Below are 20756 nucleotides of genomic sequence, written 5' to 3'. Positions count from 1 at the left end.
CGCGTGGTCTCCGTCGACCAGCACCCCAACCACGTCACCGCCGAATTCGACAACGGCACCACCGTCACCGCCGACCTGGTCATCGGCGCGGACGGGATCCGTTCCGCCGTCGCAGCCAGCCAGAACATCTCCACCACCCCGCGCCCCTGCGGCTACGCCGCCTTCCGCGGCACCATCCCCCACCAAGGCCTGGAAGACCTGGGGACCGAGCACGCAGCCTGGCTCGGCCCGGACTCCCACTTCGTGCATTACCCCATCCAGGGCGGCAAGCTGATGAACTTCGTGGCCGTCGTCCCCTCGCCCCGCCAGGAAAGCGAGTCATGGAGCGTCGAGGGCGACATCCACGAGGCCCGCGCCCACTTCGCCCAATGGGATGCGCGCATCCGCGGCATCCTCGACGCCGCCCAGTCGGTCCGTCTGTGGGGCCTGTACGACCGTCCGGTCAGAGACACACTGCACACCGGCCGGATCGCTCTCGTCGGCGACGCCGCCCACCCCGTACTGCCCTTCTTCGCCCAAGGCGCAAGCCTTGCCCTGGAAGACGCCGCGGTCCTCACCACCCTGCTCGCCGGTGCCCGCCCGGCCGACCTGCCCGAGCGCCTGGCCGCCTACTCGGCCGCACGCGTGCCCCGCGTCCGCCGGGTGCAGGAGGTCTCCTACCGCAACGCCACGATGTTCCACCTTCCCGACGGTCCCGAACAGCAGGAACGGGACGCACGCCTGGCCTCCGTGGCCGGCAAAGACCCTGTACGGGACAACAGTTGGCTGTTCGGCCACGATGTGCGCGACGACGCAGCCCAAGCTCTCGCCGGCCTCGGACACCGCTCATGACGCCGCCCCTGCCCGGCCGCGCCCGCACGGTCGCCGCCATGATTGCCGAAGAACTACGCGAGCAGATCCTCGACGGCGAGATCCCCGTCGGCTCCCGGCTGCAGCAGAACGATGTCGCCCAGCGCTTCGACGTCAGCAGCACCCCGGTGCGCGAGGCCTTCGCCGAACTGCGCAGGCAAGGCCTCGCAACCGGCTCCGAACACCGCGGCGTGCGGGTGTTCTGCCCCTCCGCCGACGACGTGCTGGAGGCAGCTGAGGTCCACGAACTCCTCGAGGGGGCCTGCATCGCCGCCTCCGTCCCCCGACTGACCGACGCCGACCTGGACGACGCACGCCGACTGCTGGACGAACACCGCAGTGTGCCGTCCGCCGAACGGCGGCGCGGCGTCGACCTGGACACGGCCTTCCACACCGCCCTCCTGGCCGGCTGCCCCAACAGCAAACTCAGGGACATGGCCGAAGCGGCCCGCAGAGAGACCGCGGTCCACCGCCTGGTCCTCGTCCCCGTCGACGAACCCGACGAAGCCCTGGTGCACACCATCCACGAACAGCACCAGGCGATCTACGACGCCTGTGCGGCGCGGGACGCGGACTCGGCAGCGGCCCGCACCGTCGAACACATCCGCTGGAGCCGGGACATCTTCCGCGAAGTACTGAACTGAGCGCACCTGGAGGTCGGCATGGTCCCCCTAGCGCCGGTCGCACCACCCTCCGCCCGATGGCTGGTTCCGCTGCTGTGCTGGCTCGGCCTGGTGGCCGACGGGTACGAACAGTTCGCCTACGGAGCGGCACTGCCCGCCCTCATCGGACCCGAACCATGGGGCGTGAGCACCGCATCCGCCGGCACTGTCGGAAGCCTGGCACTGGTCGGCGCCCTGATCGGCGCCATCGGCACCGGCACGCTCACCGACGTCTTCGGCAGGCGCCGCCTGTTCATCGCCTCCATCGCCCTGTTCTCCGTGGCGATGGCCGCCTGCGCCGCCGCGCCCAACTTCACCGTCTTCGCCGCCAGCAGGTTCATCTGCGGCATCGGGTTCGGCGGCCTCGTCCCCGCCGGAGTCGCACTGGCCGCCGAGTTCGCCCCACCCCGCTACCGCTCCCGGATCCTGGGGCTTGTCCTCACCGGACCCGCGATCGGAGGAGTCCTCGCCTCGCTGGCCGCCCTGGCAACACTCGACGAGCACGGTTTCCGCCCCGTCTACCTCCTGGGAGCACTGCCGCTGATCACCGTCGTCCCCCTGGCCCTCGCCTATCTCCCCGAATCGGTCTCCCACCTCAAGACCCGAAACACCGCACAGGCACCGGCCACCGCCCGCGCCGCCGTCCGCACCCTGTTCACCCCCGAAGCCCGCCGCGCCACCCTGGGACTGTGGCTGGTCACGCCCCTCGTCATGCTCGGCATCTTCGGCGTGACCACCTGGCTGCCACAGCTGATGAAAACCGCCGGCTACCCACTCGGCTCCTCCGTCACCTTCCTCCTCGTCTACACCAGCGGAGCCGTAGTGGGAACGCTCATCGGCTCAGCCATCGCCGAACGCACCGGCCCCAAACCACTGGTCATCGCCGGGGCAGCGGTGAGCGGCACCGGCCTGCTCCTCATCAGCTCAGCCCAGAACACAGCCGCACTCTTCACCGTGGTGGCCGTCGCCGGCTTCGGAGCAGCGACCGCCCAGAACCTGCTGAACGACCACATCGCCGCCCTCTACCCGCCGCACGCCCGAGCCACCGGCCTGGGCTGGGCCCTCGGAATCGGCCGCATCGGAGCCATCGCCGGACCGACCTACGGAGCACACATCGTGGCCTCGGGAGGGCAGGTGTCAACCGCGGCACTGGCCTTCGCGATCCCCGTCCTCCTGTCCGGCCTCATCATGCTCACGGTCCGCTCGCGGCTGCGCCCCTCCCAACCTCCCACCCAGCCCCCCGCTCTTGAGAGCCCGGCCGCCGCCGGGAGCGAACACACCGGATAGGGAAACGGCCCCCGGCCGGCCGCGGCCACCGGGATCTCGTCCAGGACACACCACCCCGTTGCGCACGACCCAGTACGCACCGCTGATCATCCGGCTCCGAACCCGTACAGCAGCATCTCGAGAGGAACCCCCGATGTGCGACGGCAGACCAACAGCAGGACGGATCGAACCACCCGGCGCACCCGTACCAGCAGGCCCCGAAGCGCAGCAGCACAGTGGTCCGAGCCGCCGGGGACTGTTGAAGGCTTCGGCACTCGGCGGCGGATCGGCCCTCCTCGCCACCAGTTTCGGCACGGGCCAGGCCACCGCCGCAGCCAGCGCAAGCAGTGCGCCGACGGCCACCGGCCGCGGGATGGAGGTGGTACTGCTGGGCACCAACGCCGGACCGGTCCTGGGCGGCAGACTCGGAATGTCCACCGCAGTGGTGGTCGACGGTGCGGTGTACCTGGTGGACGCCGGACTCGGGTCCACCCTGCAGTTCTTCAAGGCTGGCCTGGACCGTCGTGCGCTGCGGAACATGTTCCTCACACACCTGCATTCCGACCACGTGATGTCGTACTACGACTACTTCCTCACCTCGACCACCGTCAACGTTCCGGGAGCGACGACGGTGCACGGCCCCGGCTCGGCAGGAGCGCTGCCTCCCCGCGAGGACGGCTCCACGCCCGGAACGGTCGCCCCGGCTGACCCCGTGCCGGGAACCCGGCAGCTCACCGAGCGCTGCCACGAGGCGTTCGCCTACAGCAGCAACGTCTTCATGCGCGAGATGGGGTCCGCCGATCCCCGCGATCTGGTGGACGTCCACGAGATCGAGCTGCCACGGGTGGGCGCCTCGGCACTCGGCGAGACCGCACCGCGTATGCGGCCCCTCAAAGTGATGGAGGACAACCGGGTACGCGTCACCGCCGTCCTCGTCGACCACGGACCGGTCTTCCCAGCCTTCGCCTTCCGCTTCGACACGGACCACGGCTCGGTCACGTTCTCGGGCGACACCCGCCCGACGCCGAACCTGACCGCGATCGCGCGGAACACCGATCTGCTGGTCCAGGAAGCGATGGCGGACGCATCGATGGCGGGCACGGACCCGATCTCTCGGCACCAACGCGCTTCCCATACAGCTCTGTCGGACGTGGGCGGCATCGCCACGCAAGCAGGCGCGCGCAGCCTCGTGCTCTCACACATCTCCACCGGTACCGCGGACCCGATCGACGCAGCCCAGTGGGCGAGCGTCATCAAGTCCACCTACGACGGGCCGGTCACCATTGGTAATGACCTGATGCGGCTCACCGTGAACCGCAAGCCCTGACGGCGGTGAGTCTGGGGCCGTGGTGTGGCCTCGCACCCATGGCGGGGCGACCGGGAAGTCGACGTGAACACACGGGCCAGGAGCCGGCCGGCTTCGATCACAGCGCACGGCAACGCACCCGCGAACCACGAAGAAGTACCTGCGCACAGGCCCCGTGAGTCGGAGTGCGATGCGCCGCGTCGCCGTCCGAGTACATGTCCGTCCTCGGCGAAGGCCTACAGCCAGTACTGTGCCCCCTGTGGTGGTTCTTGGCCGTGTTCGCTCCCACCGGGCCCCTACAGCGCCGAGCTGGCGGGCTTGGATGGCATCTGTCCGGCCGCAGCATGGCGCCAGGGGTAGCTGTCCCATCCAGCGTCCAGGACGGCGTTGCGGGCGTGGGTGTGGCCTGACAGTGCTTCACGCAGGGCGTATGTGAAGCGCAGCGGGTCGGCAGCCCGCTCCAGCAGGAGTCGGCCGACGGGGGCGTCGGTGATAGTGACCATGTTCTCCAGCTCGCTGATGCTGCACACCGTGACGGGCACCGTGGTCGCCGGCAACTGTGGCCGTTGCACCGGGGCGTTGACGATGTGGAACGGCTCCATCGTCACGATCAGCCCGTGCACCGGCCGGTCGGTGGGAACCTCGGCGAACTCCTTCTGCCCGCTGGCTATCAGAGCGGCAGTGTTGTCGATCTGCTCATAGGCGTGGCCCAGCATGCGCTTCACCTCGTCGACCCGCTGCTCGTTCGCCAGGCGCAGATGCGCGGTGGGCCGCACGGACTTCACCTCCACCAACAGCACCAGTTCCTCGGTGACGACGATCCAGTCGACACTGAGCGCGTTGCCCCGCCCGTAGACGATCTCCGGATGGACCGTCGCATCGGGCAGCAGCCCCAGCTGGCGGCCGACATAGGCCTCGAACAGATCACCCAGGTCCTGCGCGAAGGCGCTGCCGAACCGGGCGACGCCGGTGTAGTAGATGCCAAGCGGGCTCGCCTTGGCCGGGATCAGCTGGCTGACCGGTGCGAGGAAGCCTGGGCCGTGGCCCTTCACCAAGGGTGTGCCGCGCAGCGGGTTGTACTCGTAGCGGCGCAGGAGCGGATCGGTGGTCATCCGGGCCCTGACGTTGGCCTGCCTGAAGGCGGCCGTGTCGGTCGCGAAGTGTTTCTCGGTCACCGACATGATGGTCGCGGCCGGGATCTCCGCGCAGATCCGCTCCGCACCGGGCGCTGTGAGCGAGTCCGGGGCGAACCGGCCGGCGCAGTTGATTGCCGAGGCCCACAGAAGCTGGGCGATGCCGACGTAGTGCGACAGACTCGTCCCCAGCAACTCCTTTTCCCAGCCCGGACTCAGGCACCGCGCCGGACGTGTGCCTGCCGTTTGTGTGAGCATCGCCGCGGCGCGCGCCAGGTCCTGGAACACCGGCTCCTGGTAGGTCATCTGTTCCCCGGAGGCGCGCAGCAGCCACCGGCCCAGAGCGTCCCCGTCGGTGTCGTGCAGGAAGTGGTCCTCCAGCCGCACGTACATGTCCAAGATCTGCAGCAGGTCCGCATCGCTCGCGTCCTTGCGGTACTCGTTCCCGCAGGCAAGCGACACCCGGGCGGCGTCGGCCAGCGCCCACGGCGTGTACTTCCGGTACGGGCTCTGCAGCCACGACGACTCCAACGAGTAGGTCGCCGACGCTCGCGCGATCAACGGCAGCAGAGCACTGGGCCGATGCCTCCGCACCCGCGCCACATACTCCACATCCCGTACCGCCCGACTCCCTGATGTCCACTTCATGCACTCAAGGATCTCGTGTCCACTCTGTGCTGTCCTCCTCGTTGCAGCCCGCCCCGAACGGCCCTCGGTGAACCTGCCGCCGCTGGGGGGGGCAAAGGAGCACGGGGCGAGAGCACGCTGGGAAGAGATGGGAGGCGTTGGGATGGAACAGCTCTCTACTGTCACACCCTCTCGCGCTGTGGGGTCGCCGAGTGTCAGTCCGAGGTGGTTGCGGTATCCGGAAGAGGCCGGGTTCTGGTTTGGTGAGGAGGCCGCGGTGGACCACGCGTTTCAGTTGGCGCGGCTACCTTCGATATGCCGGAGCGGGACCCGTAAGGAACCGGCCAAGGTCCGTAACGGGCCGCGCCGGTGACCGCACTCGATTACGGGGCGCCAAGACAAAGTTCTCCGAGGTCAAGAGCCCTGAGGACTTCGCGGCTGCTCCCGAGGTGAAGCAGAGGAGTGCCGAGCTGGAGGCCGACACGAAGCCCTTCAGGCGCTACTGGCTGCCATGGCTCTGGTTTCTCCTTGTGGGCGGCCTGGATCGGTCCGACACTGACGACGGGGGACGTGCAAGCTTGCGCGACGCGCCCGGCGTTTCTACTCACCCTGGTCGAACCAGCCGAGAAATTTCGCTGTTTGCGCTAAGACCGCGAAGGCTCCGGCGAAGCTCGCAGCGCCCCATCGGGCAGCTGTCCAAATGCCGTCTCCCGCGAAGCTCGCCGCCAAGGTGGCAGCTAGGGCAAAAACAACGGAAGTAAGAAGCACGATCGCGGCGTAGAGGCCCCTGCGCTGGCGTTCCTGCACTCGCTCGGTCCAATCGCTAAGTGGACCGCCCGGTGCGCAGCGCACCAGGAGACGGCCCATGGCCAATCTCTGATGCCCTACGCATTGCTCGTCTGCGCTCTCCCGACCGTCAAGACGGATTCTGCTCTCTACCGCGTGCCCCGGGAGACTCGGGGAGGCACGCAGTGAACTTAACGACCTGAAACGGCGGTGGCAACTCTGCTTCTCCGGACGGTACTTGACCGTCAACCGGAGGCACTCCCTCATCTGTGAAACGCCTCGTCGATACGAGTGTGGCTCTCCTGCAGTGAGATCGTCTCGGTGTGCTGTTGCCGCCGGGGCGGCGTTTGCCGGATCGTCGTGCCCAATTGTCGGGGATGGGAGGCGGCGAAGGTGTCGTGGCGGGAGGAACTGGAGCGGCGAAAGGCGGTTGCGCGGGAGAGGACCGCTGAACTGCGCGAACAGATGCACGAGTTGACGGCTCTGTTGGTCGAACAGGAGGCGGTGGCGTCCCGCCTGGAGGTTACGCGGGAGAGGATGAGAGATCCTGTCCCGCCGGCGAGTCGGTGACCGGTTCCGAGGCGGCCGAGAGCGCGGCGGGGAGCCGGTGAACGAGCTGGCCGAGTGTGTCAGCGAGGCAGCTGGCCTACGCCGGGAATGACGGTCCGTCATTAAATGATGGACCGTCCATGGAATGATGTCGATATGGATAACGGCGAAGAGCAGCAGCTGCAGGACGCGATGGCGGCCCTGCGTGAGGCGGAGGAGAACGTAACCGGCGCGCTGCGGGCCTATCTCGCTCCCGACCCGGTTACCGGGCGTCCCGTGCACGGCAGGATCGGTCGCGCTGCCCACCTCACCGGCTGGGGCGAGCAGCGGGTCAAGGAAATCGCCAACCCGGCGCTTGCCGAGCGTCGCCGAGCCAAGCGGATCAGCAGCTAACAGCAGGTCTGCCTAGGCGCAGGGAGGAGTGGCCAGACGGTCCACCCTCAGCCGTAGGGCATGGCCTCCCCTGCGCAGCGTGTGACGCGGGCAGCGATCGGTCCCACGGTTCGTGCCCGCGATGTAGGCGGAGCGTGGATGCTGCGTCCGCCCCCGTCGGCCGCGGCTGGGAAGGGCGGCCTCCCTTCCGGTCAACTGATGATCTTGTGGAAGAAGTACACGGCGGCGACGAAGGCGCCACCTCCCACCAGGACCGCGCCCGCGGCCGATCCGGCATCGAAGAAGGCCAGTGCGCCAGCCCCCGTCCCGGCGATAACGCCGAACAAGAAAATGAGCGCGGCACGTTGCCCGAGCAAGGGATCACGCCCGTCGTTGTTCATACCAGCTCCTGTTGATCAGTCGGATCCGGCAGCGCGAGTCGCCGGAATGCTTACTGGCCCCTTGTAGGGCACCGCACCTACCGCTCCTTCGTGTGACGCACGCCACGCAGGGAGGGCGGGAGAGGCGAGGGCAGAACGGTTCCGAGCCCCTAGGGAAAGGATGTGAGGCAACCTCAGGCAATCGACGAGCCGGTCGCGGCGCCAAGTGCGCATGTCTGACCAGACACACGGCACCCCCGCCCATGCCGGCACACCAGGCGTGGACGAGCTGGTGGCCACCCTCGAAGGCGAACTCGACCGCGCCGACGGGCTCATCGTCGGCAACGAGCCGCCTCTGGACGCCGAGGAACGCAGTCGGCGCGTCCGGAGTGAGACCAGTCCGCTGCCTGAAGCGTCGCCTCACGCTGCGTGCTGCGACCAGCGTGAGTGCTGCCGCAAGGCTCGCTAACTATTCGGCTGCGGCTGCGCCGAGAATGCTCACGGGCCAGCCTCCGGCGTCGGGGAGGACGGGTTTGTCGCAGCACGGTGGCGCAGTCCCAGTCGTCTCAGCTTGCGGCGCACCCGGTTGCCGAACGCATCCGGATCGTCGGCGCCGCCCAGAGCCGCGGCCTGGAGCCATGTCACGCGTTGCGCACTGTAGATCATGGCTACGGCCCTTTTCATGGGCGCCAGATCCGCGAGCACGGTAAGGACGCGGCAATCGTCCACCTCGCCGTGCAACAGGTCGTCCTCCGGCCGCCGGTCATCGCTGACCACATCTTTCAAGGACACTCCCGGCGCGACCGGGGCCTCCAGCAGCCGCACCGTGCGGCCGCCGGATTTTCGCTCCCAGAGCGGCCGCAGATAGCGATGTTCCCGTTTGGTATGACGGTGGAGCAACTCCACGATCTCGGCATCGCCACTCAGGTGCTGGCCAAGAGCCCCAACCCAGTCACCCAGCAGGGCCATCTCCACGGCCGCGCGCCACGCGTGCGGCTGGCCAAGATGGAGCCAGGTCCGAGAGAACTCGTCCACGGCTGCCGTGTCACCCTCGAGGCAAGCATTGCGTGCCACCAACGCGGCCATGACGGCTTCGCGGCTGGTGAACGCTTCTGGTCCGCTGAGCTGCTGCGCGAGCGTGTGCAGGACGGCAGCGATGAAGTTCACGGGGGAGTGCCTCGCGTCGGTGTCTACTCTTTGCCGCCCCCTCTTCAACAAGGCGATCCAGACGTCCTGGGCGAAGGCCCCGTCCTGTTCTTGGTCGACGTGTACGGCGTCATCAGGTAGACCCTGAGCCCTCCACATGCGCGCCATCTCATACAGGTGGCGCACGACAGCCCTCCGGGCTTCCTCACCGGCGCCGGGCACGGGGGCGATCACTTGCCCGGCAATCCGGCGCAGCCGTTCGAGCACCCGGGAGGCCGCAGGCCGAGCCTGCACTGGCCAGGTCCCGTACTGCACGGGCACCGGCTTAACGTGCACCGCATACACCGCCTCGTGAACGGTCTTCCCCCTCGGGATCGGCCGGTTGAGAGCCGGACAGCCTGCCTGTCCATTGCGGGGGCATTCCGGGCAGAGGTAGCGAAGATGGGTGTTCCGGTCCATCAGCTGTTCCTGCGCGTAGCGCAGGAACTGGACGGTCCGCAACGCCAGTGCCTCGCTCTCGGGTGTGCAGTCCTTGATCGGTGAGGCGAAGCGGGCAGGCAGGCGCGTGGCCCGGTCCTGGGTGTCGACCAAGAGGCTAAGTACCCAGCTCTCCAGCGCGGCATGAAGTGCTGGGACGTCGACGAGGTCCTCGTCCTCGAGATCCGAGTAACACAGCAGGGCCATGTGAAGCTCCTTACCTGTAGCGCATGACGAGACTGCTATTCCTAAGGACCGGCCTGAAGGTGAACCGGCAATCCCTCCGCACTTTTTCGAAGTGATCTAAGTCACTCTGAGGTCCTGGGTGGCCCGGCCCTCGGAGGCCGGTACGAGCCACGCCCACTACGTCGCAATCACGCGCGCTCGCCACCTTGCCTTTCAGTTCCGCGATGGCCGACTCGAAGTCCTCCAGCGAGTCGAACGCCCGGTACACGGACGCGAAGCGCAGGTAGGCGACGAGGTCCAGTTGCTGAAGCGGGCCGAGTATGGCCAGGCCCACGTCGTGCGTGGTCAGTTCGGTGCTTCCGGTGGCGCGCACCGCCTCCTTGACCCGCTGGCCGAGCTGGGCGAGGGCGTCCTCGGTGACCGGACGGCCCTGGCACGCCTTGCGTACGCCATTGATGACCTTGGTGCGGCTGAAGGGTTCGGTCACCCCGCTCCGCTTCACGACCATCAGCGAGCAGGTCTCCACCGTCGTGAAACGACGGGAGCAGTCCGGACACTGACGGCGCCGGCGGATCGACGTGCCGTCGTCGGTGGTGCGGCTGTCGACGACACGACTGTCGGGATGCCTACAGAAGGGGCAGTGCATGAACTCCCAACCCTCCTTCACGGCACGGGAGAGGAGAGGAGCTCGGCAGCGGCAGAGTAGGCACTGGCCGACAGGGGAGGCCCTCGACACCGGTCTGCCCGGCTCGGGTGTGGCGAGAGTTTGGGTGGCCAGAGCGGCCGAAAGGGGCCTGGGGCAGGTTCCGGAGTGGGATAGTCGGGGCTCCCGCAGTGGAACACGAACGGATGGGGCAGGGTAGGCGCCATGGTGACCTTGGCCAGCCGGACAACGGATGGGTCGGTGCGCTCGGCCGTATCGCCCGTGCTGCCTTCCGGCGTGCACTCGGCGTCCCTGCGAATCCGGGGCACCTCGGTGCTGCTCTTTTACCGCTTCGACGACCGCGAACACGCAAGGCGCCGCAGCGCGGGCGCCGGCCCCTTGTCGCAGATCGATGTATTGGAGGCGTTGCTGGAACTGCCGGCGGGCGAGCCGGTCGCACTCGACGGCCTCGGCCCGGCACAGCGCCGGACCCTCGGGCAGGCTCCACCCGGCGCCGTGGAGATCAGCGGCTCGGCCGTGACCCGCCGCGCGGTGCGCCCGCTCAGCATCGAGCTCGCAGTGGTCCGCGTTCGTGCTGCCAACTGGCGCCGCGGCCTGGCTCTGGCGGGCCGGTTTGCGCCGTTCTGCGCGCGGGCGCTGCTGCTGGACGGGCCGGTCTCCGACGGGCAGGAGCTGCTGATGCAGGCCTCCTTCTACGGGACCGGCGTTCTCCTGCCGGACGCTGACTCACTGCGGATGGCGGTGGAGCCGGAGCTCTACCGGCCGCACCGGCACACGGCCGCATCCTGGTGCTTCACCGAAGAGGTCTATCAGCGGGTGACCTGACATCTGCCGGTGCTAGCCCGGGGGAGACGCCTGGGCGGCCTGGGGAGCGGCGGCCGGGCGCTCGGCCCACCGTTTGAGCTGCGGCGGTGGTGCGAAGGCGCCGGGCTGGCGCAGCGCCGTGTTGACGATGTCGTAGCGGTCCACGGCGTTTTGGCAGCGCTGCTGCCACCATGCGGCGCGCCGCATGGGCTCCACTGCCGCGAAGGAGCGGACCCAGCCGGAAAGAACGGCAGCATTGTGGGCGGCGGCGGGCGCCTGCTCCTTGAGGGTGGCGAAGGTGTCCAGGGCGCGGCCCTGGCAGGCCGTGCAATGGCACACGGGGGTCTGGGCGGCGGCGAACCGGTCGGCGATCTTGCGGCCCAGGAAGAACGCCATGAGGTCCTCCACGAGCACATGCGGGGAGCTCGGGCCGCCGCCCGAGGTCTTTGCCGGCTGCGGGGGAGGGACGATGTGCCGCTGGCTGCTGGTTGCTCCGAAGGCGGTGAACGCGGCATCGTGGGCCAGCGCCCCGAACGCGGCCAGATCGGCGCGCAGCAGAGCACAGTGCGGGACCTGTTCCAGCACCTGCACCAGATTGCCGACCGCTGCCGGGAAATGTCCCAGGGGATCCAGCTGCCCGCCGAGCATGAGGGCCTTTGCCCCGGGGACGGCCTGGAGGGTGGCGATGAGCTGTTTGACGGCGTCGTCCCGCAGCCAGCCGACATCGCACGGTACGGCGAAGACGAGCCGCGGGTCCGCGAGCTCCCTGATGCGCTCGGCGGCGGCCAGCAGCGCATCGGAGTCCTCGGCATGCAGGTAGCCGGTGGGGGAGAGGGCCGCGCTGGCGCCGTGCTCGAGCTGCTCCTCGACGGCGTTGGCAAGATGGTCCCCGAAGGCCATCTGCGTGCCGCCGGGTATGGGGAACGGCTCGTCCTCGGTGGCCGCCTGCACGGTGTACACGGCCGGGTCGACCAGCACCGGCCCGCTGAACACCCCGGCCTGGCGCAACTGCCCTGCTTTTGTCAGCGCTTTGGCTCCACTGACCACCAGTCCGCTGCGGGCGGGATCGAGCTGATCGATGATCCAGCCGACCCGCTGCGGAATGCTCTGGACGAAGACGCGGTCCGACAACGCCGCCACCCGAGGATCGAGCGGCCGCTCGGGGACGGCCATGTGGTGTGCGGGCGGATCGGTGGGGACATGGGACTCGGTCATGGCCTCGCCTCCTGGACGCAGGACAGGGCTGCGCCGTGCTGCGGCGCATAGAGCGTGGCGAACTCCTCGGGCAGCAGCAGCGCGCACGACGCGGCCCGCTCCAGCCCCGGACTCTGTTTCACGGCCAGTTCGGCCAACCGGCCGACAGCATGGGGCTGTTCGACCGGCAGGTCCACGGGCTCGCTGGTGCGGTAGCCGAGCGCCGACATCTCTGCCATCGCGCTGCGGTACTGCCACTCGGTGAGTGTGTTGAGCGTCTGTGCCCGCTTGAGGAGGGCTGCCATGGATACGCGCCAGGCCTGCTTCAGCTGCGCCAGGCGGGCCAGGTTCACGTCCGCGGTGAGAGCCGGGCGGATGTCGCGGGCGGGCATGAGGAACTCGGCCGCGAACGCGTCGGCCTCCTTCTCCTGCGCGGCATCTCCTGGAGCGTGGTGCATCACCAGGTGCCCCAGTTCGTGGGCGAGGCTGAAACGGCGGCGGTCCGCCGGGGTGCCTGCAGCGAGCAGCACCAACGGGGCCCGGGCGCCGTCGAACTGGCTGACCGCGTCCAGACGCGGCCCGGCCAGTTCCCGCACGGCGACCAGGATGCCTGCCGCCTCGAGCACGGCGATGACATCGTCCACGGGCCCGGCCGTCATCCGCCACTGCCGCCTCACCCGCCGCGCCGCGTCCTTCGCGGTGGTCAGGGCATCCAGCTTCACCCGGGGCACCTCGTGCGCCTGCAGGTCATAGCCGACGGCCCGGGTGAGCCCGTCGATCTGCAGCCGGGCCAGCACCAGTTGGGCATGCACGCACCGCAGGGACAGCGCCCCCAGCGAGGCCTTCTTGCGGTGATGCACCAGCCCCACCCCGACCCCCGGCCTGCCGGGCTCGACCAGCAGCAGCTCCGGCGGATACCCCAGCGCCGCGGCATACAGGCCCAGCCGTTCGCCGGTGACGGTCAGCCGGCCCAGCTCCGCCCGGCTGACGTACCCCTGGGACACCTGCCCGCCGGACACCTTGGCCATGGCCGCTGCGACTTGTACCTGCGTCCAGTTCCGTGACTCGCGCGCGAGCACCAGCATCCGGGGCCGCGCACCGTGACCAGCCACCGCCCATCACCCCGCCTCTCATGGCAGACCTCAAAAGAGTAGGCCCAAATATTCCTGAAACGAGGGGAGTTGGCGCTGAACGGCTGGAAACCGCCGAGATGACCGCGCCGCCGGTCGTTCGCCGCGGGCATGAGGTCACACGCAATATAAGAAGATGGACGAAATGGAGAAAGGAAGGTCGTGCGACCACAAGAATACGCAGAGTTCCTGGTGATCCGGATGGATATCGGTTCTGCAAATACTGGAAGGGGGAGTGAATACTGAAGCCGGGCATGGCAAGTTTCCAGACCCGCTTCCAAGTGGCTGCAGCACCGGAATGAGCGACTGGTGCGGCAGCCTGTTTATCTTAGCTTCATGCACCTCGCTCACCTAAGTTGCTGCCAGAGGGTGATCCGAGAACAGGAAGGACTGTCCATGAGGCCGCTAGGAGAGGTGCGCACAGTTGTCGGGCGCCGCGTCACTACGCTCGGTGCACTGATAGCCATTTCACGTGTTGAGCGCTTCGACCCTACAACCGGCCGCTTTCCGATGTTGTTGGGTGGGTATTCCCCTGGCGTGAGGGAGAGCGCAAGGGTGAAGATCGGACACACCCCCATCGTCTTTTTGATCTAGGGGTTTCAATCGACACCCGCCCAGGTAGGGTCTGGAACCCTCCCACTCGGATGGTGCACATACGCATCAACCAACCATGAGGAAAGCCCCAGTCGGCTGCTGCCCAGCGGGACGATCAGGGCTCCTCACGATCCCTGTGAAATGGAAATCACCATGAGTACACGTATACGGTTCTTCCGCGCGGCGAAAGAAATAAACGCCCTGATTTGGTCATGCCTCCTGCTCGCCTTCCTGGGGCTCGCCGCTTCGGCGAGCCTCATGATCAGCGGGACTGTAGACGGCGAGACGGCGAGTTTCATACTCGTCGCCTCGGCCGCCCCACTTGGGACTATTGCCTCGGGGACTCACCTCCTTCACCGGGAAAGTGAAGGAGATGGCCCGACCGAGATCTGACCAAGGACATGCCGGGAGTCGGCGAGCCTCAGCCGCCCACCGACTCCATTTCCTTCTCTACGGCCAGCGGCTGGCACGGCATCGTCTTCTACGCCATCACGTGGCCCTGTTTCTTTGCCCCACCCTTCGTCGGCACGACCTGCCGCGTCACCGGGGGAGGCGAACGTGTTGGTGACAGCCCCAACGCGTGCGCAGTCCTCGCCTTCTCAGGCACCGCTTAACGAGAAATTCCTGCGAGAGCAGTGTCACGACGGCGAAAGACCGGTTGTCCGTGCAGCCTCACGCACGAGCGCCGAGGGGTGTCGCAGCAAAATGCCGTGCAGTTCTTGACACAGGCCGTCATCAAGGGCTCGGCCATCGGAAAGAGAACTAGCGACGGCGTGCGGCGTGTGACACCCCGCATCCTGAGCCGCGGCCAGAACAGCCTCTCGGCAGACCACGCTGGAATCGGGTGTGAGGGACCGGACCAATGCGACGGCCGCGACAGCTCTGACCCGGTAATAGGGATCATTGGTCAATGCGAAAAGCATCCCCTGAAGCAGCATGTCATCGGCCTGCCGCACGGCGAAGGACGCCAACCGTGCGGCAGACAGGCGCCGGCCGGCCGGGCCGTGCAGCCAGCCCGCGATACGAGCAAGCGCACTTCCGGAATCGACCGCACCGAGGCTGAGGGCGAGACCGAGAGAGGCCTCCTCCAGCTCCTGCAGGGGCGTGAAACCGGTGTACGCGGCGATCTGGTCCGGCTGGACCACCACACTCTGCCGTAGCGCCTCCGCCACGGGCTGCGGCAGGTCATGAGCACGCAGCGCGAGCAGTTGCATGGCCCCGACCTTGTCGTCGACTGCCACTTTGGGGTCCGCGAGGAGCTCGCTGACGATTGCCCAGTCGGCGTGCTCGGGGAACTCCAGACCACACCAGACCAGCAGCCGGGTGGTGTCCGGCCCACCGAATCCCCAGGAGTTGTTCCGGGCGTCTGCGAGCCGCGTGCGGCACTGTTCAGCGGCAAACACGGCAAGTGCCGCGACGGCCAGCTCTCCCAGGTCGGCCTGCGGCAAGAAGCCAAGGGCCTCGATGCTGCCGTCCCGTGCGCGACGCAGGAGGGCATCCTGGGCCTCACCGTCGCCCGCCTTCGCCAGCAGGGCGAGCATGGCAGCCGACAGCCCCGCATGGGCCTGCCCCAGAGCAGCGCTGCGCCACTGCTCGACCATCGAAGCCACCGCACAGGGCCGAAGCTGGGCCACCAGCCTGGCCACGTCCTCGACGATGCCTGCTTCCTGGCCGAGCTCCCGCAGCACGTAGGAAGCTGTTGCCACGTGCAGACTGTCGCTGGACGCCGACAGAACCCGCCCCAACGCCGCCTGCGTGTAGTGACGGATGTGGAAGGTGGGCCGGATCTGCTGCGCGAGTACGCCAGGGTCGTCCAGAATCCGCAGACACTCGCGGGCCGTCGTATCAGCCTGTTCGCCTGGCAGGAGGTCCCCAGCCAGTTCCCACAGCAACAACTTGGTCCTGGCCGTGCTGTGGCGCCAGCCAGCATCCGTACTCCGCTGCAGGGGCACAGACAGGCAGACTGCCGGCCCGGAGGCACGCAGCCGCCGTACCGCAGCACCGAGTTGCTTGACAGACCCGTAGCGGCGCAGCACATCGACGGCCTGCCCCAGCGCCGCAGCGCTCGCGTCCGCGACCGACTCCACCGTTGTACTGCGCCACTGCACCTCGTGCCGCATCACCGCGTGACAGGCACGCTGTGACGCGGGCTGGGCAGCAGCACCGCGCAACCCGCACAAGGACGCCTGCAGCCACACGCCCCGCAACCGTTCTCCTGCCCCGCCAGCCGGCTCTTCCCCCGGCTCCTCGCCCTGCCCCCAGGCGGCGAAAACCTTCGCATCATGATCGGACAACGCCCAGGCGACAGACTGCGAGCGCCACCAGGACGAAGCCGTGTCGCCCGTGGTCACAGCGTCCTCAAGCTCGCGGACGTCCCACACCGACGACTCGAACAAGAACGACGCGGCAGCCGCGGCGATCGCCCGTGCCGTCACGTCGTCACTGTCCAAGATCACCGCACGCTGGCAATCGGCCGCGAGGCCCCGCGCCAGGGCCATCTCGCCGCGCTCCCCGGCGAGCAGAGCCCGGTGCACCAAGACCCAGGCATGATCCACGGGCGGCAGATCGTCTCCCGCCTCCGCCAACACACGCTCGGCCTCGGCCCAGCGCTCCTCATCGGCCAGGAAGACAGCGCAGACGACCGCGGCCGCCGCACGCCGGTAGGGGTGTTGGGCGTGCCGAGTAACTTCGGCAGCGGCCAGGTCCAGCAGCGCAGAAACGTCACCCTCGTCGACTGCTTGGAGGTAGGCGTGGAGCAGACGCCAGCGCCAGCCCTTCTGATCTGCAAGCTTTGCCAGCTCGGGAGTCGTCTGGCGATAGGAGTCGAGGGCAGAGCTGCGCCCCTGGGAGACCAGAGCGATCGCCTCCTCAGGGGCCAGCACCCTCTCATGCCCCGTGTTGGGATGCGGAGCGATCAACCGCGGGGCAATCAGCGCGTGACGCACAGCCCGTCCTGGAGCCACCGCTGCAGCGCCGGCCGACCAACTGCTGCCCTCCAGCGCCCACGCCGTCTTCGCGGACGCTGCGACCTCAAGCAGCTCCGGCAGCTGCGCGGGCTCGACGCGTTGGGAGGACGGCACGAGAACCTTGAACCCTTCACCGGACGGCACCACGCTGCCCTCGGTGACGTGCGCCCAATACGACACCCTGGCCTCACGATCGTGGAGGACCAGCAGATGAGGAAGGCCGTGCTGGACCCAGTCCTCGAAATGACGCGCATCGGACTCGGCATACCACCACCCCGTCACTTCCCCCGCCAGATCGCGCTGCGGTTTGCCGAAGTAGCTGGGGCCCGTCTTCACCTGCGCCGCCATGAACACCGTTCGGTCGAAGCGCCGCTCATCACGAACCTGCAAGAACAGATCAATGCCCAAGTCGTGCTGACTGTTCTCCACCGGGCCCCAGCCGAGATCCTCGAAGTCCGCCATCACCCGGTGCGCGCCGACCGAACCTGTGGCCTCCTGCTCGTCACTGCGCATCCCCACGCCAGATCCCCTCTTTCTTTCCTGCAACTACAGGGACGACGGACCTCATCCCCTTCTCACACCTCTCCGAGGAGAAGCGATACAGCAGTACGGAGCCAGCCACGCTCACCCGGGAAAGGCCACCAGCACCAAGTCCCTTCACTGCCTGGGACGTGAACCCCCTGGCAGGCCATACCGGAAAGATGCCGAGCGAGCACGGACAACTTGTCGCAGTCACAACGGTCCGCCCCCGCGCCCTGCGCCGCCGTCCCTCACCGCCCTGGCAAACGTCTCCTCCGCCTAGCAGGTGCCCGCCTCGGTGACCGGCATGACGAGCCCCCTGGAGGACGGACCTCTACGCCAGGCGCTGGCAGCCTGAAGCCCATGCTTGCCCGTACGGCCTGCTGAGAACTCACCTACCTCCACATCCCTGACTCCGCCCCATCATCCGGCGAGTTCGAAGGTGACGACGCGAGGCGACGACTTCGATATGAAGGAGTAGTCGAAGAAAGGGTGCGAGAAACGAAGGCCAGGGTTCACTTTCCAGGAGTCGCTGCTTGCGCCAGTGACTCCTGCAGGCCGCGGAGGACCCGCTTCCACTGCCACCGCTCGGCGCTGGAGACGAACCAGGTCCTCAGCACTGACCGGTCCAGCTCGCTGAACTCCTCGAGTGCCTCGACCAGCTCATCCACCCCACCCTGCCGGCCACGGTTGTTTGCGGCGTAGCGGATGTCCTGGGCCAGCGTGTGCAGACGGTGCGCGGCCCGGTAGTAGGCCACCTGGTCCTCGGTCAGCCGCCGCACGGCGTAGCCCCCGCACTTGCTGCAGGGATCGAACTTCTGGTTTCCCAGTATCCGGGCGAGCGGCACGAGTTCGTCGGCAGCCTCGAGCCGGTATGGCAGACGCCGGTGCGCGCAGGCGGGGGAGTGGGCCCGGCCCTGGTACATCCCGGCCGCGTCCGTGGTGTACACCTGTACGGCCGCGAGCACGCCCAGCGGAAGATCAGACCCGGGCCAGTCACCGTCCGGACCCTCGAACGGCTCCAGGTCCAGCTGCTCCATCGCCAGCAGCCCGTGCCACACATCCGACGGGAACGGACGCCGAGGAGCCCCCTGCGCGTCGTAGCTGTCGTATGCCAGCTCCCGCAGATCCACCACGGAACGGGCGAGCGCCAGCGAGCGCAACGCCTGCTCCACCTCCAAGCGCCCCTCACACAGCCGCACCAGGACCCGCTCGCCCTCCGCCATGCTCAGCTGCGCCCCGAAGCCCTCCTTGCCCGGATCGTGCACCCGAGAAGCCCACACCGGCCCCTCCTCGCCCGCTGGCCCCGCAGCCCGGCCATCGAACAGCTCCGAGGGAAGGTCACTGGCGGCCGCGAGAATGATGCCCCGCCACCCGGCAGCACAGCGCTCCTCGAGCACGCTCAGCGCCACGACCTCCACACCCTGACCCAGCCCGGCCACGACATACAGCTGCTCCGCCTCCCGCACTGAGCTGCGCAGCGCCCGCAAATGCTCAGCAGTCACCAACCGCCGCCCGTTGACAGGCGTGTCGTCGAAGACCCCCGGCACCACGCCCTCACCCAGCCGTGGCGCCACCACCCGCGCCGCGGTCTCCTGCTGACCGTCCTGTTCTTCGTAGGACAGACCGGGCCCGAGCTCCCCGGACAACAGGCGCACCGCGACCACCTCAGGCACCCGCACCCGCACCACCAGCTGCCCCGCCTCCCAGCCGGCCGACACTGCGAACGAGGCCAGAACACCCCGCTCCCACCCGCTGAGCCGATCGAAGAACGAGCTACGCCCCTCACGCTGAGACCAGCCATCAGGCAAAGCCCGTGTCACCAGCACCCGCTGACCCAGCGCCTCGGCCGCAACCGCCCCACCCGCAGCCACCCATTCCCCAAGCAACTGCCTGCCACGGCCCACCAGCTCGTCACGCCCCTTGCGCCGACGGCCCAGCGCATCCGTCAGGTAGTGCGCCATGTAGTCGTACTCCCGCGGATGGTCCCAACCACGCTCCACCGCGCCCTGCCACCGGTCCCACAACTTCCGCAACGCCGCCTCGACAGCAGCGGCAGAACCCAACACAGCGAACGCCGGATCGTCAGAGGGGAACAGCGGCCGCTCCATGCCCGACACGGCCGCAGCCACCACCAGAGCCTCAGCGTCCACCAACTGCGCAGCCTGCCCCCTGAGCTCCTCACACCGCCGAGCCTTCAGCTCCACCCGCTCAGAGGCCCACGGCACCAGCCAGGGAAACAACACCAACGCCTGATGCACCCGGTCCAAGCTCGCCAGAGCGCCCAACCAGGAAGAGAAGACACCCTCCCTGACACGCTGCGCCTCGCGCACCGCCTCCCAAGTCTCCTCGTCCTCCTCAGCATCACCTTCGCCGGCACCGAGCACACGAGCCGCCTCAACAACCTCAACATTGCTGAACTCGTCCTCATCCGCCTCGGCATACGACTCCAGCTCGTACAGCATCCCCAGGCCCGTCAGGGCCTCCAGAAAGATGCCAAGCCCTGTCCCGGGCCGAGCCCACGAGCCGTACCAAGCACACGAGGGACACATCCGTTCCAACACCGAGGCATCCAAGGCCACTTGCTGTTCCACCGCCCGGGAGGAACGCAGATGGGAACACGAAGCCCGCCCGTGCAACCGTGCCCGGCCACCGGGCACACCCCACACGGTGACAGAGGAACCCTCGAAAGGGCCCAACGGGATATCAGAAGGCAGACGATCCATCACAAAACCTCCCCCAAAGAGGACTTGAGTCTAGCCACGCCCACCAACCCACACACCGAAAAACCCGAAACCCCCAGCGCCGTCAGGCGCCACACCCCCTCCAAACAAGACACACCACCCCCAACAAAAAACAGAAACACCAGAATCCCAGAAAGGAAAACGGTGAGCCGTCAGGCGAACCAACCAGCAACCCCCACAACAAAAATGACACCCACTCAAAAACAGAAAGGCCGCGTCAGCGGCCTAAAAATAACCACCCAATAAAACAAACCAGATTTTTCGTCAGAAAAATCAAACGCCCAAACAAGGGCCGCGTCAGCGGCCCGAAATAAACCACAACGAATTTGCCGTCAGGCAAATTCATGCCGCGTGGAATTTCGTCAGAAATTCCTTTAGGGGCATTTATGCCCCTCCGCCCCC

15 protein-coding genes are annotated in these 20756 nt (G+C 67.8%); 6 read left to right on the top strand and 9 right to left on the bottom strand.

Translation table 11 applies throughout. The features are described 5' to 3' along the window. Positions 1-3: 3 nt before the first annotated feature. The 4 genes from ACZ7L4_RS42185 (at position 4) to ACZ7L4_RS42170 (ending at position 4104) form a co-directional block, all read left to right on the top strand. The gene (locus ACZ7L4_RS42185; RefSeq protein WP_472110478.1) at positions 4-831 is read left to right on the top strand and encodes an FAD-dependent monooxygenase; all 828 of its coding nucleotides are present in this window, start codon (positions 4-6) and stop codon (positions 829-831) included. Further along, on the top strand, positions 828-1493 hold the full coding sequence (locus ACZ7L4_RS42180) for a GntR family transcriptional regulator (protein WP_472110476.1): 666 nt from the start codon (positions 828-830) through the stop codon (positions 1491-1493). Before ACZ7L4_RS42185 ends, ACZ7L4_RS42180 begins: the two co-directional genes overlap by 4 nt. Positions 1494-1511: 18 nt before the next feature. After that, on the top strand, positions 1512-2798 hold the full coding sequence (locus ACZ7L4_RS42175; RefSeq protein ID WP_472110474.1) for an MFS transporter: 1287 nt from the start codon (positions 1512-1514) through the stop codon (positions 2796-2798). A gap of 238 nt (positions 2799-3036) precedes the next feature. After that, positions 3037-4104: an MBL fold metallo-hydrolase gene (locus ACZ7L4_RS42170; protein WP_472110472.1), complete on the top strand. Its 1068-nt coding sequence runs from the start codon at positions 3037-3039 to the stop codon at positions 4102-4104. Positions 4105-4379: 275 nt separating this feature from the next. Here ACZ7L4_RS42170 and ACZ7L4_RS42165 read toward each other — a convergent pair whose 3' ends face one another. Further along, the gene (locus ACZ7L4_RS42165; RefSeq protein WP_472110470.1) at positions 4380-5864 is read right to left on the bottom strand and encodes a hypothetical protein; all 1485 of its coding nucleotides are present in this window, start codon (positions 5862-5864) and stop codon (positions 4380-4382) included. 1470 nt (positions 5865-7334) lie between these two features. Between ACZ7L4_RS42165 and ACZ7L4_RS42160 the strand changes: the two genes are divergently transcribed. Next, complete coding sequence (locus ACZ7L4_RS42160) at positions 7335-7571, top strand: hypothetical protein (RefSeq protein ID WP_472110469.1); 237 nt, start codon at positions 7335-7337, stop codon at positions 7569-7571. Between the two features lie 191 nt (positions 7572-7762). Here ACZ7L4_RS42160 and ACZ7L4_RS42155 read toward each other — a convergent pair whose 3' ends face one another. The 3 genes from ACZ7L4_RS42155 to nrdR form a co-directional block, all read right to left on the bottom strand. Beyond that, complete coding sequence (locus tag ACZ7L4_RS42155; RefSeq protein ID WP_472110467.1) at positions 7763-7951, bottom strand: hypothetical protein; 189 nt, start codon at positions 7949-7951, stop codon at positions 7763-7765. Between the two features lie 477 nt (positions 7952-8428). Next, the gene (locus ACZ7L4_RS42150; protein WP_472110465.1) at positions 8429-9760 is read right to left on the bottom strand and encodes a hypothetical protein; all 1332 of its coding nucleotides are present in this window, start codon (positions 9758-9760) and stop codon (positions 8429-8431) included. 10 nt (positions 9761-9770) lie between these two features. Then, entirely contained in the window at positions 9771-10385 is a 615-nt protein-coding gene (gene nrdR, locus ACZ7L4_RS42145) for a transcriptional regulator NrdR (protein WP_472110463.1), read from the bottom strand. A gap of 222 nt (positions 10386-10607) precedes the next feature. Between nrdR and ACZ7L4_RS42140 the strand changes: the two genes are divergently transcribed. Continuing rightward, positions 10608-11228 carry a hypothetical protein gene (locus ACZ7L4_RS42140; protein ID WP_472110461.1) on the top strand — a complete coding sequence of 207 codons (621 nt, stop codon included), beginning with the start codon at positions 10608-10610 and terminating at the stop codon, positions 11226-11228. A 12-nt stretch (positions 11229-11240) separates the two neighbouring features. On the opposite strand, the gene ACZ7L4_RS42135 is transcribed toward ACZ7L4_RS42140, so the two are convergent. From ACZ7L4_RS42135 to ACZ7L4_RS42115, 5 genes are all read right to left on the bottom strand, one after another. Continuing rightward, on the bottom strand, positions 11241-12422 hold the full coding sequence (locus ACZ7L4_RS42135; RefSeq protein ID WP_472110459.1) for a hypothetical protein: 1182 nt from the start codon (positions 12420-12422) through the stop codon (positions 11241-11243). Continuing rightward, positions 12419-13513, bottom strand: a complete 1095-nt coding sequence (locus ACZ7L4_RS42130; RefSeq protein WP_472110457.1) for an ImmA/IrrE family metallo-endopeptidase — start codon at positions 13511-13513, stop codon at positions 12419-12421. The genes ACZ7L4_RS42135 and ACZ7L4_RS42130 overlap by 4 nt, the downstream gene beginning before the upstream one ends. 1250 nt (positions 13514-14763) lie before the next feature. After that, positions 14764-17604, bottom strand: coding sequence for a DUF4365 domain-containing protein (locus tag ACZ7L4_RS42125; RefSeq protein WP_472110455.1), 2841 nt, complete (start codon positions 17602-17604; stop codon positions 14764-14766). A gap of 521 nt (positions 17605-18125) precedes the next feature. Continuing rightward, positions 18126-20075: a hypothetical protein gene (locus tag ACZ7L4_RS42120; RefSeq protein ID WP_472110453.1), complete on the bottom strand. Its 1950-nt coding sequence runs from the start codon at positions 20073-20075 to the stop codon at positions 18126-18128. A gap of 496 nt (positions 20076-20571) precedes the next feature. Beyond that, a partial coding sequence (locus tag ACZ7L4_RS42115; protein ID WP_472110451.1) for a hypothetical protein occupies positions 20572-20756 on the bottom strand: 185 nt, incomplete at its 5' end.

This window comes from Streptomyces sp. NPDC107575, from assembly GCF_055657265.1.
This window is presented reverse-complemented; position numbering and strand designations above follow the sequence as displayed.